The following is a 20,543-nucleotide window of genomic DNA, read 5'->3' on the forward strand; positions in this document are numbered from 1 at the left end:
CGTGCCGGCACCTGCCGCATCACGCTTGTAGTGCCAATTTTGAAAACGCGTTTCCAGGCTAATCAGTGGTTTACGCTTCTATCTGTCGAACTCGGGGGCGCCGGTGGATACCGCCAGGAGGCCTGCGGCCTCCATCGCTCAACGAGCCGAAACGTCGGACCGTGCCCTCCTACATGTCGGCGCCACCCGGCGCTCGGTGGTGTCATCAACGACGGTACATTTAGGGGCCTGACCCCAAAGCGAATTTAAGGGTCTGACCCCAAAGTGTTCTAATAACTGCAACACCACTCGTCTTTCATTAGCGCAGGGGGCTTCACAATACTCCGATGGGTACGCTGCTGGTATAGCAACAATCACAAACCGACCCGGAAGGACGACCCATGCCCCTTTCCAAGCTGCTGGACTGGCGCCTCCATGCGCTGGTCATCCTCGTCTCGCTGATCTCCGAAGCCATCGGCATCCTGCGGGTGCCCATGGGCCCCGGCACCCTGCTGCTGCTGCCGCTCTTCTACGCCTTCATCATCGGCGTGCTCGTCAACCCCAACGTGACGCGCACCGCCGGCAGGTTCATCCCGAACCGCGTCAGCCAGGCGGCCGGGCCGCTGATCCTGCTGTCGATCCTGCCGTTCATCGCCCGCTTCGGCTCGACCATCGGCCCCGCCATCGAGGACCTCATCAACGCCGGGCCGGCGCTGGTCCTCCAGGAGCTGGGCAACCTGGGCACCATGCTGATCGCCCTGCCGGTGGCCGTGCTGGTGTTCAAGATGGGCCGCGAGGCCATCGGCGCCACCTACTCCATCGCCCGCGAGCCCAACATCGCGGTGATCTCCGACAAGTACGGCCTCAAGGGCCCCGAAGGCATCGGCGTGATGGGCACCTATGTGGTGGGCACCATGTTCGGCACCCTATGGTTCGCGCTGATGGCCGGCTACCTGACCTCGCTGGACATCTTCGACCCGCGCGCCCTGGCCATGGCCTGCGGCGTGGGCAGCGGCAGCATGGTCGCGGCCTGCTCGGCGGCCATCGCCGGCTCGCTGCCGGAGATGAAGGACGAGCTGCTCGCCTTCGCCGGCGCCAGCAACCTGATGACCTATGCCACCGGCCTCTACCTGTCGCTGTTCGTCGCCCTGCCCATCGCCGAGAGGCTCTACACCCTGCTGACCGGCAAGCGCCAGGCCAAGCCCGTGGGCGCCCAGGTCAACGCCACCGCAGAGGCGAGCGAGGCCCCCGAGGAGGAGCGCCCGGAACGCAACCTGGGCAAGACCGCCATCGTCATGGCCGCGGCCTGCGCCGTTGCCTGGGTCGCCAATACCATCAACGGTGCCGGCCTGATCGAGGCGCTGCCGGGCATGCTGATCCTCTACGTGATGACCATGATCGGCCTGGTGGTGACCCGCTACGCGCCCTTCTACCTGCCGGGGGTGGCCTGGGTCTCGCTGGTCAGCATCCTGCTGACCCTGCCGTGGGTGCCGGGCAACGCCTGGCTGGTCGACCAACTCAGTGCGGTCAGCTTCCTGGCCATCGTCACCCCGGTGCTGGCCTATGCGGGCCTGGCGCTCTCCACTCGCGAGCTGGCCATGTTCCGCCAGGCCGGCTGGAAGCTGGTGCTGATCGCCCTGCTGGTGTTCACCGGCACCTTCGTCGCCTCCGCCATGATCGCCGACCTGCTGCTGTGAACGAGGACGCCATGACCCTGACCGCAACCGCCGTGCCCGCCATCGATGCCGAGATCCTGCGCGAGTGGCGGCACGACTTCCACCGCCACCCGGAGACGGCCTTCGCGGAACACCGCACCAGCCGGCGGATCGCCGAGATCCTCGGCGAGGCGGGCCTCGAGTTCGTCACCGGCCTGGGCGGCGGCACCGGCATCGTCGCCACCCTGGAGGGACGCCTCGGCCCGGGCCCGACCATCGGCCTGCGCGCCGACATCGATGCCCTGGACGTCACCGAGGCCAACGCCCTGCCCTACGCCTCCCGGACCCCGGGCAAGATGCACGCCTGCGGCCACGACGGCCACACCACCATGCTGCTGGGCGCGGCCTGTCGCCTGGCCCGGCAGCCCGACTTCGCCGGGCGCGTCCACTTCATCTTCCAGCCCGCCGAGGAAAGCGAGGGCGGCGGCCGGGTGATGGTCGAGGAGGGCCTCTTCGAGCGCTTCCCGATGGACGCCATCTACGGGGTGCACAACTGGCCGGGGCTGCCGGTGGGCGAGGCCGCGGTGCACGACGGCGCCGTGATGGCCGCCTTCGACGTCTTCACCCTCAGGCTCAGGGGCAACGGCTGCCACGCGGCCATGCCCCACCTAGGCAGCGACACCCTCCTCGCCGCCTGCCAGCTGGTCAGCCAGCTGCAGGGGCTGATCAGCCGCGAGACGCCGGCCCACCAGACGGCGGTGCTCAGCGTCACCCAATTCCATGCCGGCGACGCCTTCAACGTCATCCCCGAGGACGTGGAGCTGCGCGGCACCCTGCGCTGCTTCGACGAGACGCTGCGCCAGCGCCTGGCGCAGCGCTTCCGCGATGCCGTGGAGGCCCAGGCGCGCTTCCACGGCCTGGAGGTCGACCTCGACTACCAGCAGCGCTACCCGGCGACCTTCAATACTCCCGAGCACGCCCGGCGCTGTGCCGCGGTGCTCGAGGCCATGCCGGAGATCACCCGGGTGCATCGCGACCTGCCGCCCAGCATGGCCTCGGAGGACTTCGCCTTCATGCTCAACGAACGCCCCGGCGCCTATATCTGGCTGGGCAACGGCGAGGAAAGCGCGGCCCTGCACAATCCCCACTACGACTTCAACGACGCCCTGACGCCGCTCGGCGTGGACTACTGGGTGCAGCTGGTGCGCACCCTGCTCGCCCGCCATCCGGACACCCCCTGACAGGAGTTCCCCGTGATCAAGACCGTTACCGTCATCGGCCTGGGCAACATGGGCCGAGGCATGGCCATGACCCTGCATCGCGCCGGCTTCGCCGTGCAGGGCAGCGATATCGCCACCGAGGCCCGCGAGCGCCTGGCCGCCGAGGGCATCGCCACCGCCGCGCCCGAGGCCTTGGCGCCGAGCGACGCCTACCTCCTGTCGCTGCCCACCTCGGCCCAAGTGCGCGAGGTGCTGGAGCGATGCCCGGGCCTGCTGGAACGTGCCCCCGCCGGCAGCCTGATCATCGACACCTCCACCGGCGACCCGGCGGAGTCGCGCCAGCTGGCCGCGAAGGTGGCCGAGGCCGGCCTGGCCTGGCTGGACACCCCGGTGAGCGGCGGCCCCAGCGGCGCCCACAGCGGCCAGTTGGGCATGCTGGTGGGTGGCGAGACGGCCGACCTGGAGCGCGCCCGCCCGCTGCTGGAAGCCATGGCGGCCCGCATCACCCATGTCGGCGCGGCCGGCAGCGGCCATGTGGTCAAGCTCGCCAACAACTACCTGTGCGCCGCCCACCTGCTGACCACCGCCGAGGCGGTGGCCATGGCCCAGCGCGCCGGGGTCGACCCCGAGGCCTGCCTGAACGGCCTCAACAGCGGCTCCGGCCGCAGCGCCGTCAGCGAGGTCAACTTCCCGCGCTGGATCCTCTCCGGCGGTTTCGATTCCGGCTTCACCATGGGCCTGATGCGCAAGGACCTGCGCCTGGCGCAGCAGGCCGCCCGGGACCTGGACCTATCCGGCGGGCTGCTAGAGCAGGTCGTCGAGGCCTGGCACGACGAGCGCCACGGCCTCGATGACGCCGAGGACTTCAACCGCATCACCGCCCGGCTGCTGGAAGCGGCCGACCGGCATGCCGCCAGCCTCGAGGAGGAGAGCCCCGCATGAACGCCCTGAACCAGCAGGCCCGCGAGCGCCTGGCCCAACTGCTCGACGCCTACGGGATGGACCCGCACCTGCCCAGCGCCAACTGGGTGAACGGCGGACTCACCGCCGGCACCGGCGACACCATCACCCTGCAGGACCCGGTCACCGACCTGCCGCTGCTCGGCTATCGGGATGCCGGCGAGGAGGTCGTGGCCCTGGCGGTGGAGGCCGCGCGGCGCGCCCAGCGCGAGTGGATGGCGCTGAGTGCCAGCGAGCGCGGCCGCCGACTGCAGCGGGCCGCGAGCGGCCTGGCCGGCCACGAGGAGCGCCTCGCCGAGCTGGAGAGCTTGATCGCCGGCAAGCCGCGGCGCGACTGTCGCGGCGAGGTGGACAAGGTGCGCGAGATGTTCGAGTACTACGCTGGCTGGTGCGACAAGCAGCATGGCGAGGTGATCGAGGTACCGAGCACCCACCTCAACTATGTGCAGCGCGTGCCCTATGGCGTGGTGGGCCAGATCACGCCCTGGAACGCGCCGTTGTTCACCTGCGGCTGGCAGCTCGCCCCGGCCCTGGCGGCGGGCAACGCCGCCGTGCTCAAGCCCTCGGAGCTCACCCCGCTCACCTCGGTGCTGCTGGCCATGCTGCTGGAACGCGCCGGCGACCTGCCGGCGGGGCTGATTGGCATCATCAACGGCCTCGGCGCCACCACCGGCGGCGCCCTGACTACCCACCCCGACATCGCCAAGCTGGTGTTCGTGGGCTCGCCGGAGACCGGGCGGTTGATCGCCGAGGCCGGCGCCCGCCGCCTGGTGCCCAGCGTGCTGGAGCTGGGCGGCAAGTCCGCCAACCTGGTCTTCGAGGACGCCGTGCTGGACGACGCCGTGGCCGGCGCCCAGGCGGCGATCTTCGCCGCCGCCGGGCAGAGCTGCGTGGCCGGCTCGCGGCTGCTGCTGCAGGAGGGCCTGGCGCCCGACTTCAGCGAACGCCTGGCCCGGGCCGCCGACGCCATCGCCGTGGGCCTGCCCGGCGATGAAACGACGCGGATGGGCCCGTTGCAGAACGCCGCCCAGTATCGGCGGGTGCGCCGGCTGATCGACGAGGCGCTGGCCGAGGGGGCGCAGCTGTTGACCGGTGGCGGCCGCCCCGAGGGCCTGCCCGAGGAGGCCACCGACGGCTACTTCCTCGCCCCCACCATCCTCACCGGCGTGACCCCGGAGATGGCCATCGCCCGCGAGGAGGTGTTCGGGCCGGTGCTGGTGGTGATGACCTTCCGCGACGAGCAGGAGGCCATCGAGCTGGCCAACGGCACCCGCTTCGGGCTGGCCGGCGCGGTGTGGAGCCGCGACACCGGCAAGGCACTGCGCGTCGCCCACCAGCTGCGCGCCGGCACCGTCTGGGTGAATGGCTACAAGAGCATCAACGTGATGTCGCCCTTCGGCGGCTTCGGCGACAGTGGCTACGGGCGCTCCAGCGGCACCGACGGCCTGCGCGAGTACACCACCACGCGCAGCGTCTGGGTGGAGACCGCCCCCAACGCCAGCGCCGCCATGGGCTACGGCAGCGGCGAGGGTTAACACCACCGGGAGGCCTGCGGCCTCCATCGCGAAGCGGAGCCTGAGCGCCGGACCGCTCCCTCCTGCGGTGCTATAGGCGGAAGGCGCTCATCCAGTGCTGCAGGTGACGCAGCAGCTGCAGCCCGGCCCGCGGCATGCGCCGCCCAATGCGGGTGACCATGTGGGCATTGGCCTCGCTGAAGTGCTTGCCCACCACGTCGCGGGCCACCAGGGTGCCCTCCTCCAGCTCGCGGGCGGCGGCGAAGCGCGGCAGCAGCGTCACGCACAGCGAGGCCCGCGCCGAGTGCTTGAGCACCTCCAGCGAGCCGGTCTGGATGGCCACGATGGGCCGATGGTTGGCCTCGCGGAAGGCCAGGTCGACCAGCTCGCGCACCCCGTGGCCCGGGTGCCATAGCGCCAGCGGGTGCTCGGCCAGGGCGTCGAGGGTGAGCGGCTCGTCGCTCGCCGCCAGCGGATGCTGCGGCGCCATCAGCAGCACCAGGGGCTGGCGGGTCGAGTGCCAGAAGCGCAGGTGGGGATGCACCTGCTCGTGGTACATCAGGCCGATGTGCGCCTCGTCGTTGACCACCGACTCGATGATCTGCCGGGTGCTGCCGGTATCGATCTCCAGGCGGATGCCGCGATGCGCCTCGGTGAACTCGCGCAACGGGTGGTCGATCAGGTCGCCGACGAAGCCCTCCCCCACGCACAGCGTGATCTGCCCCGTCTCCAGGCGCTGGTAGGCATCCAGGGCATCGCTGAAGCGGCGATCCAGCATGGTGCGTCGCTGGCAGTAGTCGAGCAGCATGTCGCCCACCGGGGTGGGGTGCACGCCGTCGCGCCGCCGCTCCAGCAGGGTGGCGTCCAGCGCCGATTCCAGCAGCCCGATCTGCCGGCTCACCGCCGAGGGGGCGATGTCCAGCCGCGAGGCCGCGGCGCGGATCGAGCCGGTCTCCACCGTCAGCTGGAAGTAGATCAGGCGCTGATGGGGAATCTCCATGCTCAGCTCATGCCGCGCCCGACGCCCCAGTAGCGCAGCCCGGCCTGTTGCATCGCCTCGGGTTCAAAGAGGTTGCGGCCGTCGACGACCACGCCCCGGGACAGCTGCTGAGCGAGCCAGGCGAAATCCACGGCGCGGAACTCCTTCCACTCGGTGCAGATCACCAGCGCATCGGCGCCCTTGACCGCCTGGACCCGGTCGCCGGCCAGCAGCAGGTCGTCACGCTCGCCATACAGCCGACGGCACTCCTTCATGGCCTGGGGATCGTAGGCCTGCACCTTGGCACCGGCCGCCCACAGCGCCTCCATCAGGGTGCGGCTGGGCGCGTCGCGCATGTCGTCGGTGTTGGGCTTGAAGGCCAGGCCCCACACCGCGATGGTGCGGCCGGCCAGCTCGCCGCCCAGGCCGCTGGAGAGCTTGTCGAACAGCGTCTGCTTCTGGCGGCGGTTCACCGCCTCCACGGCGCCGATCAGCTCGGCCCGGTAGCCCACCTCGTCGGCCGTGCGCGACAGCGCCTGCACGTCCTTGGGGAAGCAGGACCCCCCGTAGCCGCAGCCGGGATAGATGAAGTGGTAGCCGATGCGCGGGTCGGAGCCGATGCCGCGGCGCACCTGCTCGATGTCGGCGCCCAGCCGCTCGGCCAGGTTGGCGATCTCGTTCATGAAGCTGATCTTGGTGGCCAGCATGGCGTTGGCGGCGTACTTGGTCAGCTCCGCCGAGCGGATGTCCATGAACATCAGCTTGTCGTGCAGGCGGATATAGGGCGCGTAGCACTCGCGCATGAGTTCCTTGACCCGCTCGGCGTCGGTGCCCACCACGATACGCGGGCTGTGCGAGAAGTCGTCGATGGCCGCCCCTTCCTTGAGGAATTCCGGATTGGAGCAGACATCGAAGTCCAGCGTCACGCCGCGCCGTTCCAGCGCCGCCGCCACGGCCCCGCGGACCCGGTCGGCGGTGCCCACCGGCACGGTGGACTTGTCGACCACCACCTTGTATTCGCTCATGTGCTCGCCGATGGTGTCGGCCACCGCCAGCACGTACTGCAGGTCGGCGCTGCCGTCCTCGTCGGGCGGGGTGCCCACGGCGATGAACTGCAGGATACCGAAGGCCACCGCCTCGGCCGCGTCGGTGGTGAACTGCAGGCGGCCGGCCGCCATGCTCTGCCGGAGCATGCTCTCGAGGCCGGGCTCGTAGATCGGCACCTCGCCATCGCGCAGGCGCTGGATCTTGCCCTCGTCCACGTCCATGCACAGGACGTCATGGCCCACCTCGGCCAGGCAGGCCCCCGTCACCAGGCCGACGTATCCGCTTCCGAAAATCGTGATCTTCACTAGGGTCACCGTGAACCGTTAGACGTTATAGAAACGACGATACCACGCCACGAAGCGCGCCACGCCTTCGGCCACCGATACCCGCGGCCGGTAGCCCGTGGCCTCGAACAGCGACTGGGTGTCCGCCCAGGTGCGCGGCACGTCGCCGGGCTGCATGGGCTGGAAATCGCACTCGGCCTTCACGCCGGTGGCCTCCTCGATGGCGCGGATGAAGTCCATCAGCGCCATGGGGCTGCCGTGGCCGATGTTGTGCAAGGCATAGGGCGCGCTGCTGGTGTCGGCATGCGCCGTGTCGCCGCCACCCGCGGGGATCACCTCGAGGATCCGCGCCACCCCCTCGACGATATCGTCGATGTAGGTGAAGTCCCGCGACATGTCGCCATGGTTGAAGACGCGGATCGGCCGCCCCTCCAGCAGCGCCTTGGTGAACTTGAAGGGCGCCATGTCGGGGCGCCCCCAGGGGCCATAGACCGTGAAGAAGCGCAGCCCCGTAGTGGGAATGCCGTAGAGGTGGGCGTAGCTGTGCGCCATCAGCTCGTTGGCCTTCTTGGTCGCGGCGTACAGGCTGATGGGGTGGTCGACGGCATCACGGGTCGAGAACGGGACCTTGTCGTTGATGCCGTACACCGAACTCGAGGAGGCGTAGACCAGGTGCCGGACCCCGTGCCGGCGGCACCCCTCGAGCACGTTGAGATGCCCGACGAGGTTGCTGTCGGCGTAGGCGTGGGGATTCTCCAGCGAATAGCGCACGCCGGCCTGCGCCGCCAGGTGAATCACGCCGTCGAAGCCATGCTCGGTGAACAGCGCTTCCATGCCCGGGCGATCGACGAGATCCAGCCGCTGGAAGCGTACCCCCGGCAACTCGGCCAGGTCGTCGAGGCGCGCGCGCTTGAGCGAGACGTCGTAGTAGTCGCTCAGGTTGTCGATGCCGACGATCTGGTGTCCCTGGTCGGCGAGCCGCCTGGCCACGGCATGGCCGATGAAGCCGGCCATGCCGGTGATCAGCAGTTTCATAGAGGGTCTTCGCGATGGACGGGTATGGCGCTAAGGATACCAAGCCGGCGCCCATCGGCACCAATCCGGACTGCCTAGGCCGGCCGCTCGGGGCCGGTAGAGTCGGCGGCTTCCTCGGCCCCCTCGGGAGCGAGACGCTTCATGCGGGCGACCCGTAGGTCGATGTAGTGAAGCAGCGCCAGCTGGGCGGCCAGCGCGGCGAAGCACCAGAACAACACCATGAGCATGGAGGTATCCTCGGCAGAGGCCGGTGGCCTCATCGACTCCATGATAGCCGCGCCGGTGCCGAGCAGATAGATAGCCGCCTAATAGAATTTACCGATCCATACGGCCCGGCTCATAGCCTGGCCTCGACCCGCTCCAGGATCTGCCGGCTGACCCGCCCCACCAGTGGCGAGGCGGCCCGGTTCACCGCCTTCTCCACCAGCTTGTTGCGCAGGGTGTAGTTGAGGGTGAGCGCCACCTCGGTGCCCTCCTCCACCGGCGTCAGGCGGTAGCAGCCCTGGTTCTCCACCCCCTCCAGCGACTCCCAGGCCAGCACCTCGGGGGCGCGGCATTCGGTGATCGCCACGTCGAAGTGCCAGTCGCGTCCCACGGCCTGCACGTGCCAGCGGTAGCGCCCCTCGCCCAGGGATTCGATGCTGTGGATCAGGTCGGAGTAGTCCGCGAAGTCCTCGACCCGCTCCAGCAGGGCGAAGACCCGCTCCGGGGGGGCCTTGAGTATCGTGCGGTGTTCGATGGTGGCCATGCGCTCCCTGGGCTCCTTGTCGAGGGGTTTCCCATTGCGTATCTTCGAGCGGGAGCCATCACCATGTCCACACCGGCGTTCGGTTGCAAGGCATTCATTCTGGTCATCGCGCCGCGCGCTGCATCACCTCCCCCAGCACCCGGCAGGTCAACGCCACTTCGGCCTCGGTGAGCGTGGGATGGCAGAGGAACATCAGCGCCGTCTCGCCCAGCCGCCTGGCCACCGGCAACGGCCGCTCCGGAGCCCACCCGCTGCCCTCGAAGGCCTTCTCTCGGTAGATCTCGGAGCAGGAACCGGACAGGCCGGGCACCCCGGCCGCCACGATCTCGGCGAGGATGCGGTCGCGATCCCAGCCCGGGCACAGTCGCTCGGGCTCCACGAAGACATAGGCCTTGTAGGCGGCGTGTTCGAGATGGGGCGGCGGCTGGGGCGCCCGCAGCCCCGGACAGGCCCGCGCCGCGGCCCAGATCCGCTCGGCATTGGCTCGCCGCGCCCGGTTCCAGGCCGGCAGCTTGCGCAGCTGCACCCGGCCGATCGCGGACTGCATCTCGGTGAGCCGCCAGTTGGTGCCGAAACTCTCGTGCAACCAGCGAAAGCCCGGGGGGTGCTTGGCGTGTACCGCCTCCCAGGACTTGCCGTGATCCTTGTAACTCCAGGCGCGCCGCCAGGCTTTCTCGTCACGCAGCAGCAGCATGCCCCCCTCGCCGCCGGTGGAGATGATCTTGTCGGTGCAGAAGGAGAAGGCCGCGGCATCGCCGACGCTGCCCACGAGGCGACCTCGCCAGGTGGCGCCATGGGCCTGGGCGCAGTCCTCGATCAACCACAGGCCGCCCTCGTCGGCCAGCGCCCTCAGCGCATCCAGGTCGCAGGGCCAGCCGGCCAGGTGCACGGCGATGATCGCCCGGGTACGCGTCGTGAGCACTGCACGCACGCTTTCGGCAGTCAGGTTGCCGGAATCGGGATCGACATCGGCGAACACCGGCCGCGCGCCCCGGGCCACCACGCAGGAAACCGAGGCCATGAAGCTGCGCGGCGTCACCACCACCTCGTCACCGGGGCCGACACCCAAGGCGTGAAGCGCCAACTCCAGGGCCACGGTGCCGTTGGCCAGGGCGATGGCATGGGGCACGTCATGGAAGGCGGCGAACTCCCGCTCGAAGGAGATCCCCTCTTCGCCACTCCAGTAGTTGACCCGGTTGGAGAGCAGCACCCGGCTCACCGCCTGCAGTTCATCCTCCTCGAAACATGGCCAGCCTTCCATTCACTCCTCCCGGCGCCTCGGGCGCCCTTCCAGTCGCGGCGCCTCAGGCATCCGTCTTCTCGCGATACGGCGCCGGGAAAACCGTGCGCCACAGGTAGACCAGGTCCATGGTGAAGGACCAGTGCCGGACATAGTCGCGGTTGAGCCTCACCTTGTCGGGGAAGATCACTTCGCGATTGTAGCGTTCCGGGGCGGCCACGCCGGCCAGAAGCGCCTCCTCGTTGCGATACTTCAACGTCGCCGGCCCCGTGATGCCGGGCCGTACCGAGAGGATCACCCGCTCCTCGTCGCCCAGGGCATCGGCAAACCCCGGCACGTCGGGTCTCGGGCCGACGAAACTCATCTGGCCAGCCAACACGTTGAACAGCTGTGGCAATTCGTCGAGCTTCGAGCGGCGCAGCAGGCGGCCGAATCGAGTGATGCGCGGATCCCCCAGGGTGGTCACCGTGGAGCCAGCCAGCGGCCGCATGGTGCGCAGCTTGACCACCCGGAACGGCTGCCCTCCGCGTCCGATGCGCTCCTGCAGAAAGAAACCGGAAGCACCGGTGTCCCGGGCCGCGGCCCAGGCCGCCAGCAGGATCACCGGCAACAGCAATGCCAGCAGCAGCAGTGACACCACCAAGTCGAAGGCGCGCTTCAAGCCACGCTGCCCGGGCGTCAGCCCGGCGGCCCCACACCCCGCCGGCCTCTCGCCCAGTTGCCGCTCGAGCAGGGCCATCTCAGCGCACCATCCCGGCTTCGAGAGGGTTCATGCTCTGGGTCTTCATCCCCTTGGCCAGGTAGTAGAACGCCTCGCCGAACAGCACGAGCGGGTCGTCGAGCTTGAAGTCGTCGAAGGCATCGGCCCTCATCCCGTCACGCAGCCGCAGGGCCTCCGCAAGCCGGCCCCGCCGCAGTAGATCGAGACGGCGGATCACATCGCCCAGCAGCCACCTCTCCACCACCCCGTCACGTGCCGGCCCAGCCGCTTCCAGCGCGGCCTCAAGCCCACGGGTTTCGGCCAGGTAGAGCAACCAGGCGAAGTTCACGCCCGAACTTAGCGAGAGATCGATAGAGCCCCACAGCCGCGGGTTGATCTCGATGAAATGGTGGCGTCCGCTCTCGGCGTCATGCTTGAACTCCAGCATCGCCAGGCCATGCCAGTCCAGCGCGTCGAGCAGGCGGTGGGCATCCGCCTCCAGGACCGGGTTGGAAGCACCAACTCGCAGGGTACTGGTCCCGCCGGTCGAGACCTTCTCCTGAAGACGGCGGTGAGTGAAGGAGACGATCCGGCGGCCGTGCCAGTAGAGGCAGGAGACCCCCCAGCCGTCGCCCGTCACCCGCTCCTGCACGATCGGCGCGCGTTCCTGGTCGAGCCCAAAGTCCACGGCCATGCGCTCGAGCTCACCGGCCAGCGCCTTGCCACCCCGGGAAAACCGCACGCCCTTGGAACTGTTACCACGCCTCGCCCGGGCCACGTACCAGCGGTCCGGATCCGTGACGGCCTGGGCCTCGGCCGGAGTACGATACTCGACGATGGGCGCCACCGCCACGCGCAGCCCCCTGGCCAGGCGGCTCATGCGGTCCTTGTCGTTGACCAGCGCCAGACTGGTCGAGTCGGTCATGGGCAAGGCGACGCCGGGCGGCAAGCGTCCCGCCTCCCGGGCCTGGACCAGCAGCTCGCCCTCCTCGTGCCCGGGGATGATCAGCCCCACCCCGTGGCGACGGCAGAGCTCGGCGATATCCGCCACAAAGCCATCGGGATCGGCATAGGGCGAGCGGTACCCCCCGCGGGCATGGGCCAGGCGCGACGCTTGACACATGCCGATCCTCGCGGTGTCGGCCACCACCACCTGCACTCCCTGCTTCGCCAGGCCGCGCAGCGCCGAATAGCTGCTGCGGCACCAGCCGTGGGTCAACAACACCGTCGCTTCGTCACGCATGACACCCCCCGCAGCTACAGATCGGTAATCTCGAGCAACCGTCGATTGACCCGCCGGACGTCGTACTGCCGTGCCACCTTCTCCAGGCTGGCCCGCCCCATGGCCTCCACCACCGAGTCGTCGGCGTCGATCATGGCCAGCATGGCGTCGGCCAGGGCCCGGGGATCACGCGGCTTGACCAGCAAGCCGTTCACGCCCGCCTCCACCGTCTCCCGGCAACCAGGCGTATCCGTGGTGATGATCGGCCGCCCGGTGGCCATCGCTTCGAGCACCGAGCGGGGAATGCCCTCGCGATACCAGGAAGGCAGCACGTAGCAGCGGCAAGCGGCAAGCGCCTCCTGGACTCGCTCCAGCTTGCCGAGATACTCGATGACGCCCTCCCGCTGCCAACTCGTGAGTTCCCGCTGACGAATGCTCGAGGGGTTGGGGTCCAGCGCCCCGGCCAGCTGGAAGCGCGCCCAGGGATGGCGCCAACGAACAAGACGCGCTGCCTCTACATAGACACGCACGCCCTTATCGGCCATCAGCCGCGCCAGCATCAAAAACACCGGTTCGCGCGGCAGTGGAATCGGCGGAAAGAGCCCAACATCAACTCCCGAGCCATCGACTACCACCGAACGGGCAGCCGCCGGCAGCAAGCCCAGGGTCCGGAACAGCGCCTGGTCGTCTGGGTTCTGGAAGATGATGGTATGGGCCCGACCAAGCGAACGCCGATAGAGCCGGCAGAGCACCCCATGCAGCAATGTGCGCTTCACGCCACCACCCTCGGAGAAGGCGTAACCCAGGCCGGTGATCATCGGGTAGAAGCGCACCCCGGGCAGGTCGCGTGACGCCAGGCCGCCGTAGATCACTGGCTTGGCGGTATAGGCGATCACCACCTCTGGCTGGTGACGTTCGACCAAGGCACGAATCGCCCGTGCCGTACGCCAGTCCTCCAGCGGATTGAGCCCACCCCGCCCGATGGCCAGAGCTTCGAAGGGTATCGACAATGAAGCCAGCGCACGGCTAACGGCCTCAGTGGCGGCGTCCGGCTGGGCCGCCGCGACGATCCGATGGCCACGGTCGCTCAACAGCCGCAGCAACGGACCACGGAAATTGACCAGCGAGCGCGCTACGCCCCCGATCACCAGTACACGTCGGGGGGTGACCGCCCCCTCGACCTCGCGAAACAGGACACACTCAGGCATAACCGGAGACCTCCAGATCGACAGCGCGCGTGCAAGGCATCAGAGACTGATTTATTGTTTTTCCAATAAAAACATCATGTGCGACTGATCTTCAGGCATCCGGAACATCTTTATGATTTTAAACCTTCTCGCAATGACAACGACCACCTTCTTTTCGGAGGTCTCACGGCTCGAGTTAATCTGCCAGACACCACTACCACCGCCACGCCCCCTCAAGCTGGCCAGAACTTTTTTCAGTGCCAAGGGTAGCGGTAGCGATAGTGTCGAAATGGAGGAAGACGTAATGCGCGACATCACGTAGACGCGAAAATCATTAACCGGCAAGGTGATCAGACAATACCTTTTCGTCAGAGCCGACAGGTTGCAGAGCGCTCGTTCCATATCGTCAAAAGGGATATGATGAAGAACCCTTGAGCACAACACCATATCGAATGCCTCGATCGGAAGCCCTTCGGGCAGCGAAAGAATCGAACCGACATAGTCCGGATTCAGTTGGGAGTTGATATCGAGGGTCGTGACATGGATCCCATTGTGTCGCAAGTACGCAGCCACCAGCCCCGTTCCCACCCCGATTTCCAGGACATCCCGAGGATGACATTCATGGATCATGGAAAGTTGATACCAGTATGTAAGCATCCTCTGTTTGGAATTATAACTGGAAAAATCATAATAGGATTTCGGGATATCTTCTGGCTTTATAGCTGCGACTGGAGTATTCATCATCAGTTATTTTCCAATTGGTTTCAACGGAATCAATAAGACAACCCAAAGTCTCCTGAAGTAAGTCTCAGTGCCAAGCTCGTCACCCATAATGCTTCTAAAAATTTTACAAATGAAACTCATTTATTCACGTATCCTTTATCTGCCAACTTATCCACCATGGCTATAGCATCTGAATATCGATCAAAGATTTTCTTTTCCTGGATTTTTTATTGAATGTGATAGGCTTTTAGGCTTGGAAGCCTTTTAATCACCTTCAGAATAGCATTCTTACTCTTGCTTTATCTGGAACAGCTTAAAAAAGGGAATAAAGACTTGCATGGAAAACTTTTCCCACAGCCCCATATCTATATTTAATTGTATCCTGAATTAAAGCTGCTGTTTCTGTGCTAAACAGACTATAGAGAAACATATCAAGATAAATAACAACTTTATTCACAAGCACCGGGGGGGGTACGTATAAGCCCGCGGATGATCCGGATTGATAAAAAAGCGGATTTTTTGGCGATTTCAAGCTGCTCCGGCTCCTTGTTTAAATCAATCATCTCCTATGAAACTCAACTAACAGTATTAACGAGCAATACGACGCCTGACGTTTCTTGGCAGATTATCATAGATAAATTTAACAAACGGGATGGGAAGGTAATAGAAAGGCGCCTTGAGCTGCCATAGTTTTTTCAAGCTAAGCTTGAACGAATTGAATGTATATCCCAAGCGATTTCCAAATTCATAACTCTGACCATCGTGAAGACGCTTGATAGTCAGCGGAAAATCGACCCGATAGAATACGTAGCCTTCTCTAAGTGCACGAACCCATAGGTCGATATCTATCTGCCGGCTCAATGCCTCATCATAGCCCCCTACCTGATCATAAAATCGCCGTGAAAAAAGGATGGAACTATGGTTGATCGGGTTACGAATATAAAAGCTGTCACATCCCAGTAGGGTGACTGAGAATGCTCCCCTGGCATCCAGCCTCACTTCTACTTCTCCATAAACGATGTGGCTGGCAGTGACGACCAGATCTGCATCTGGAAACAACCTGACCGCAATTGCCTGCTGTTCCAGCTTTTCGGGTAGCCAGACGTCGTCCGCATCAATGTTGGCCAGCCACGAATACCGGGCATGGCTGACGGCAAGGTTCAGCGCCGCCGAGCGACCGACCCCTTGCGTATTCAATAGCTGAACCGGTATGGGTGCCATGAGACGCAATCTCTGGAGTACTTCCCAAGTATCATCATCGGAGCCATCATTCACCACCACGATCTCTTGCGGAGGACAGGTCTGCGAAAAAACAGAAGAGAGGCTTGACTCAAGGAATCTCGCCCCATTCTTGACAGTCATTATTACAGATACTTCAACCTGATCCATCGATGCTCTCCATGGCTTCAGAAAAGTTTCCCAATAAACATCCCCATAGCTACCAAGTTCAATAAAACCGCGACAACGAACAAGAAATTCCTTTCAATATTCATCAAAATCCAGGAAGAGCAGCAGGCCACTATTGCTGCGATGATAAACCATGAGAACACGAGAAGCCTGTCCGAGAAAGAAATATAACCAAACAGCAAGAATGGAATAGAAGAAGTAACCATGACTCGTGGTAAAGCTTCTGCTACGACATTCCTCCATGCGGCCATTACCGACAGCCCCACGAAAAACGTGGTAAACAACCAGAAATCAAACCGAACTCCTGATCGATGGCCGGATGAGGCACCATACTCGGATATTGTCTCAAATGATGAAGCCATATTAAGAAATGCAAATATTGGCCCCAAGACGGCACTCGACAAATTGGCGAGATAAATGGCCGAGAATGCCAGGAAAAGCCCTACTAGAATTCTCAGGTTGAGAAACAACAATGGCACGAGAAGAATATGTATCAACGATGAAGCATGAAACCCCAGAGAAGCAAGAAGCAACAAAGCAGCCGAAGGGTAGCGCTTCTCCATCACCATGAGATATCCCAGCAACAGGAAGGGTACAGCCATTCCATGACGAAGGATATTGACATGCATATTAAAATAGAATGGGGAATAAAGAAGCAACCCAAAGGCGAGGTAGGTAATATACCTGCCTCGATAGGGAGTCATGACGACACGATTAATCAATCTATGGTTCGCATAGAGGCTGGAAAAGAATAGAATCAGGGAACAGGCAAAAAAGAAAAACTTGTAATTACCAGTCAGACTACCAACCGCCAACGCAAGCCCGACAAATAACGGTTCCGATATCCTGGTATAGTGGCCATAGTTAAGGCTATTAAACACACTGATATATCCGTCAGCATCCGCACCTATGTGGAGCGGACGATTAGCCACGAACGAACTCACCACTATGCTGATCAACAAGATAGCGGCAATCAGGAAAAGCCGAGAAGGAGGCAGAATCGGAGTTTCCTGCCAAGCAGACGCTCTCTCAATTCGCCAGTCATCGCGGGGGAGTAGCATGAACCACCCGCTATTATCATTTGTAGGCATAATTGTAATAGCCGTAGCCATAGCTGGTCGCCGCCTTGCGTTCCATGGCATTCAGGATCACACCCTTGACGGTTACGCCGGAAATTTCCAGACGACGTTGGGCGATGCGCACCTCGCGCAGCGGGTTCTGCTGGAAGCGCACTACCATCAGAGTGGTACCGCACTGCTTGGCGATTACCGCCGCATCGGTCACCGCCAGGACCGGCGGCGTATCAATCAGGAGCAGGTCGTACCGTTCACTCAGTTCTTTCAGGTAATGCCCGAAACGCTCATGCATCAGGAGCTCCGAAGGGTTGGGTGGGACCGATCCCCTGCTGATGTAGTCTAGCGACGGCACGCTGGTGGAGCGGATTACCTCATCCAGTTCCTGGCGGTTCGAGAGCAGCTCCGACAACCCCATGGCGCCGTGTCCTCCGAAGGCCATGTGCACATGCCCCTTGCGCATGTCGGCATCCACTATCAGTACCCGCTGGCCGGCCTGGGCACACACGGCGGCCAGGTTCAAGGCAATGAAACTCTTGCCTGTGCCGGGACTGGGGCCAGTGATCACCAAGCGGTTACTACGATTGTCCAGCATCGCGAAATGCAGGCTGGTGCGCAGAGCCCGCACGGCCTCGACCGCCACCTCGTCAGGCTTGTGCTCAGCGAGAAGGCCCGCCGTGACCTCCTGGCTATGGCGTTCGCTCTTGAACCTTATACGCTTGGTAAGGCTGCTCTGGGCCTCGGAAAGGGGCACCGTGGCATATACCGGCAGCCCCAGGGCCTCGATCTGCTCAGGAGTTTCGACCCCGCGCTGAAGCAGACCGCGCAACAGCACATAGCCGGTGGCCACCACCACCCCCAGTATGGTGGCAAACACCAGGCCGGCTTTCTTGGCCGGTTGGATCGGGTTTGACTTGACCAGCGCATGGTCGATGATACGAACGTTGCCGACCGTACCGGCCTTGGCCACCTCCATCTCCTGCATCTTGTTGAGCACATTGACATAGATGGCCTGGGTCACCTCGACGTCCCGAGTCAGCCGGACGACTTCCTGCTGGGCCGCCGGCAGTTCGTTGACCCGCTCGTCCAGCTCAGCCCGCTCATTCTGCAGCTGCTGTTTCTTGCGCAACAGTGTCTGGTAGCTGGGGTGGTTGGGGGTGAAACGCTCAGCCAGTTCGGTTTCGGCCAGGTTGAGGTCGTTGAGCTGGCGCTCGATCTCGATGTACTGATCGATGGCTGCCTGGGATTCACTGTTAAGGTCCACGCTGTTCATCTCGGAGCGGTAACTATTCAAACGCTCCTCGGCGGCAGATAACTGATTCTTCAACTCGGGCGACTGCTGTCGCAGGAACTCCAGGCTCTGTTCCGCTTCGGCGGATTGACGCTGTACGTTCTGGGTAAGGAAAGTCTCAATCACCGCATCCAGGGTGTCACGAATCTCACCTGGCTCGGTACCGGTCAGTGTCAGGTTGAGGATCCCCGTACTGGGCCCTCGTCCACCGCCGACCTCAACCACGCCGAGCCGCCTCTCCAGGGAATCGATGGCCTCCGCCCGGCTCAGGCGTATCAGGTGGAATTCCACGCCGGGGGCCGCCTCCAGGTCGGAGATGCGCAGGGTAATGTCGTCGCCAACCTGCAGCAGGTTGCCCACCTCCCCCCTGCCGAGAGGCTCCTTGTTGAACAAGAGGTCATAACGGCCATCTCCCAGGGAACGCAGCGTAAAAGTTGTTCCCCGCAGGTGCTCGGCCACTTGGAAGACCCCGACCGACATCGATTCGTCGCCGAAGGCATACGGCTTGCCCTGCATGAAGTCGGGACGCGGGATGCCATAGCGAAGGATGAACCCGCCGATCACCGGCAGAGTACGCGGGCTGGTGGAAACATCGAGTTCCAGCCGGTCCACCACCTGCCCCAGCACCATGCGTGACTTGAGGATTTGGATCTCCGCCGAAGTCAGTGCCTCAGCCTCTTGGGTCATCTTGCCAAAGAACTGCCCGACATCCCCCAGGGGACTGAGAGTCGAGCGGTGCTCTACCTGAACCAGTGCATCTCCTTGGTAGATGGGAGTAGCAAGCAGCACGTACCCGAGGCCACACAGGCTGAACAGCATCGTGATGAAAAAGATGCTCCACCGACGGTCGACCAGAATACCGTAGAGTCGACGAAAATCGATCTCTTCGTCTCGCGTCTGGGTGACAATAGAAGCTTTATTCATTCGGAAAATGAACCTCTACTTTAGTCCCTCGACCATGGCTCACTGGCCAGCCTTGGCCCCCAAAGTACCTTCGCACGGCCTGGAATACAGCCTCCGATTCGGTTTACAAAAAACCACGGCGGCGACACCATTAGGTTACATAGTTACTGAGCAGACACATTCTGTTTTTCCTAACAACCTGAAGATGAGAAACATCATGCTGAAGTGTGATGGCATTCACCCGACGTAGGCTTGACTGGCACCCAAGTCCTAGTAATGAACATCAACCTAGGGTCAAATGGACTTCTCGACCCACACGGTGGCCCCCCGCCCGTGACTGCATGCATCCTCATGATCGACACACCACCTTACAGCCGGGATCCAATGACTCGATAGACGAATCGATAGCCTGGGTAGTAGGCGAAAAGCCGATACTCTCCCACACTCCCTTCAGTACCACCATAGCCAACCTTGGCTTTCCGCGGGCCAGCAGCCGGCTGCCGGACCATAGAGCCCTGATGAGCGCGATCAGATAACGGTAAGCTGGATAATACTTCCTGGCGATATAGATGTTGTTCCTGTAATACTTCTTGAAGTAACCCAGCCTGACGGGATTCGTTTCCTTCATGATGCTCAGCGGCCCGGCCTCCTGTCTCAGGTGAACGACGCGACTGCTGCCGACAAGATAACCGGGATGCTTACGTGAAATCCTCAAGGTGAACTCGGCGTCCTCCCCCCAGATGAACATCTCCGACAACGGCAGACCGTACTCATCCAGTACGCTTCGAGGGACCAGGATCGACACGAAGGAAGCTCGCTCGAGCGGCACCAGCCCGTGCATCAACAACGATGGCCAGTTGCGATAGCCGATTCGGTTTGGTTTCAGGCTGATGATGGGAGTATTCGTCACGGCTCCGCTCTCCGAGAAAGCCGTGGATATCAGAAAGGAATAACGCGCACTCAGGGCGCGCAGCAGGCCTCCCGCTTCCAGTAAACTCTCCAAGGCATCGGAATCGGGGATGACATCGTCATCCATCATCCAGACCAGGTTCGCACCATGTTGGTAGGCAAGACGGAAACCAGCATTGAACCCCCCGGCAGCGCCTCGATTACGCGAGAGCCGATAAGTGGTCACACCGGGATAGTCACGCTCCGCCAGCATCTCTGATGTTCCATCCTGGCTGGCATTATCCACCACAAGCACCTGGTCGCAGGCTCGGGTCTGGGCCATCACCGCCGCCAGGGAGCGCTCCAGTAAGTCCTTACGATTATAGGTGAGGATCACCGCAATGACCACAACCTCTCCATGTTCAAATTTGGCATTCATCGTCAACCCTCAGAACAAGGCATGATAACGTTTGTGAAGCAGGGGCCAG

At 63.5% G+C, this 20,543-nt stretch carries 18 protein-coding genes; 4 read left to right on the plus strand and 14 right to left on the minus strand.

What is annotated here, in order from left to right:
* Nucleotides 1-380: 380 nt before the first annotated feature.
* Genes QWY80_RS11090 through QWY80_RS11105 form a run of 4 tightly spaced genes read left to right on the plus strand, consistent with a single transcriptional unit; the run spans nucleotide 381 to nucleotide 5,349 of the window.
* Nucleotides 381-1,676, plus strand: coding sequence for a DUF3100 domain-containing protein (locus QWY80_RS11090; RefSeq protein ID WP_290231406.1), 1,296 nt, complete (start codon nucleotides 381-383; stop codon nucleotides 1,674-1,676).
* Between the two features lie 11 nt (nucleotides 1,677-1,687).
* Nucleotides 1,688-2,875, plus strand: coding sequence for a M20 aminoacylase family protein (locus tag QWY80_RS11095; RefSeq protein WP_290231408.1), 1,188 nt, complete (start codon nucleotides 1,688-1,690; stop codon nucleotides 2,873-2,875).
* 12 nt (nucleotides 2,876-2,887) lie between these two features.
* Nucleotides 2,888-3,796, plus strand: coding sequence for an NAD(P)-dependent oxidoreductase (locus QWY80_RS11100; RefSeq protein WP_290231410.1), 909 nt, complete (start codon nucleotides 2,888-2,890; stop codon nucleotides 3,794-3,796).
* A complete protein-coding gene (locus QWY80_RS11105; protein WP_290231411.1) occupies nucleotides 3,793-5,349 on the plus strand; it encodes an aldehyde dehydrogenase family protein in 1,557 nt (518 codons plus the stop codon). The genes QWY80_RS11100 and QWY80_RS11105 overlap by 4 nt, the downstream gene beginning before the upstream one ends.
* Nucleotides 5,350-5,419: 70 nt before the next feature.
* On the opposite strand, the gene QWY80_RS11110 is transcribed toward QWY80_RS11105, so the two are convergent.
* The 14 genes from QWY80_RS11110 to QWY80_RS11175 all read right to left on the minus strand — a co-directional run bounded on the left by QWY80_RS11110 (nucleotide 5,420) and on the right by QWY80_RS11175 (nucleotide 20,494).
* Complete coding sequence (locus QWY80_RS11110; protein WP_290231413.1) at nucleotides 5,420-6,328, minus strand: LysR family transcriptional regulator; 909 nt, start codon at nucleotides 6,326-6,328, stop codon at nucleotides 5,420-5,422.
* Between the two features lie 2 nt (nucleotides 6,329-6,330).
* Nucleotides 6,331-7,659 carry a UDP-glucose dehydrogenase family protein gene (locus QWY80_RS11115; protein WP_290231415.1) on the minus strand — a complete coding sequence of 443 codons (1,329 nt, stop codon included), beginning with the start codon at nucleotides 7,657-7,659 and terminating at the stop codon, nucleotides 6,331-6,333.
* A gap of 18 nt (nucleotides 7,660-7,677) precedes the next feature.
* Nucleotides 7,678-8,673: an NAD-dependent epimerase gene (locus QWY80_RS11120; RefSeq protein WP_290231417.1), complete on the minus strand. Its 996-nt coding sequence runs from the start codon at nucleotides 8,671-8,673 to the stop codon at nucleotides 7,678-7,680.
* A gap of 74 nt (nucleotides 8,674-8,747) precedes the next feature.
* Entirely contained in the window at nucleotides 8,748-8,900 is a 153-nt protein-coding gene (locus QWY80_RS11125; protein WP_290231419.1) for a hypothetical protein, read from the minus strand.
* Nucleotides 8,901-9,010: 110 nt separating this feature from the next.
* Complete coding sequence (locus tag QWY80_RS11130; protein WP_290231421.1) at nucleotides 9,011-9,421, minus strand: SRPBCC family protein; 411 nt, start codon at nucleotides 9,419-9,421, stop codon at nucleotides 9,011-9,013.
* 103 nt (nucleotides 9,422-9,524) lie between these two features.
* On the minus strand, nucleotides 9,525-10,682 hold the full coding sequence (locus tag QWY80_RS11135) for a DegT/DnrJ/EryC1/StrS family aminotransferase (protein ID WP_290231423.1): 1,158 nt from the start codon (nucleotides 10,680-10,682) through the stop codon (nucleotides 9,525-9,527).
* Nucleotides 10,683-10,725: 43 nt separating this feature from the next.
* Complete coding sequence (locus QWY80_RS11140) at nucleotides 10,726-11,400, minus strand: sugar transferase (RefSeq protein WP_290231425.1); 675 nt, start codon at nucleotides 11,398-11,400, stop codon at nucleotides 10,726-10,728.
* A gap of 1 nt (nucleotide 11,401) precedes the next feature.
* Nucleotides 11,402-12,604, minus strand: a complete 1,203-nt coding sequence (locus tag QWY80_RS11145; RefSeq protein WP_290231427.1) for a carboxylate--amine ligase — start codon at nucleotides 12,602-12,604, stop codon at nucleotides 11,402-11,404.
* A 14-nt stretch (nucleotides 12,605-12,618) separates the two neighbouring features.
* Nucleotides 12,619-13,791 carry a glycosyltransferase family 4 protein gene (locus QWY80_RS11150; RefSeq protein WP_290231429.1) on the minus strand — a complete coding sequence of 391 codons (1,173 nt, stop codon included), beginning with the start codon at nucleotides 13,789-13,791 and terminating at the stop codon, nucleotides 12,619-12,621.
* A 51-nt stretch (nucleotides 13,792-13,842) separates the two neighbouring features.
* On the minus strand, nucleotides 13,843-14,514 hold the full coding sequence (locus tag QWY80_RS11155) for a class I SAM-dependent methyltransferase (protein ID WP_290231431.1): 672 nt from the start codon (nucleotides 14,512-14,514) through the stop codon (nucleotides 13,843-13,845).
* Nucleotides 14,515-15,081: 567 nt separating this feature from the next.
* On the minus strand, nucleotides 15,082-15,882 hold the full coding sequence (locus QWY80_RS11160; protein WP_290231433.1) for a glycosyltransferase family 2 protein: 801 nt from the start codon (nucleotides 15,880-15,882) through the stop codon (nucleotides 15,082-15,084).
* A gap of 17 nt (nucleotides 15,883-15,899) precedes the next feature.
* Nucleotides 15,900-16,961, minus strand: coding sequence for an EpsG family protein (locus QWY80_RS11165; RefSeq protein ID WP_290231435.1), 1,062 nt, complete (start codon nucleotides 16,959-16,961; stop codon nucleotides 15,900-15,902).
* A gap of 16 nt (nucleotides 16,962-16,977) precedes the next feature.
* Nucleotides 16,978-19,188, minus strand: coding sequence for a polysaccharide biosynthesis tyrosine autokinase (locus QWY80_RS11170; RefSeq protein ID WP_290231437.1), 2,211 nt, complete (start codon nucleotides 19,186-19,188; stop codon nucleotides 16,978-16,980).
* A 328-nt stretch (nucleotides 19,189-19,516) separates the two neighbouring features.
* A complete protein-coding gene (locus tag QWY80_RS11175; RefSeq protein WP_290231439.1) occupies nucleotides 19,517-20,494 on the minus strand; it encodes a glycosyltransferase family 2 protein in 978 nt (325 codons plus the stop codon).
* Nucleotides 20,495-20,543: the final 49 nt, after the last annotated feature.

Origin of the sequence: Halomonas ramblicola (assembly GCF_030409215.1) — a bacterium.
GTDB classification, from domain to species: domain Bacteria; phylum Pseudomonadota; class Gammaproteobacteria; order Pseudomonadales; family Halomonadaceae; genus Halomonas; species Halomonas ramblicola.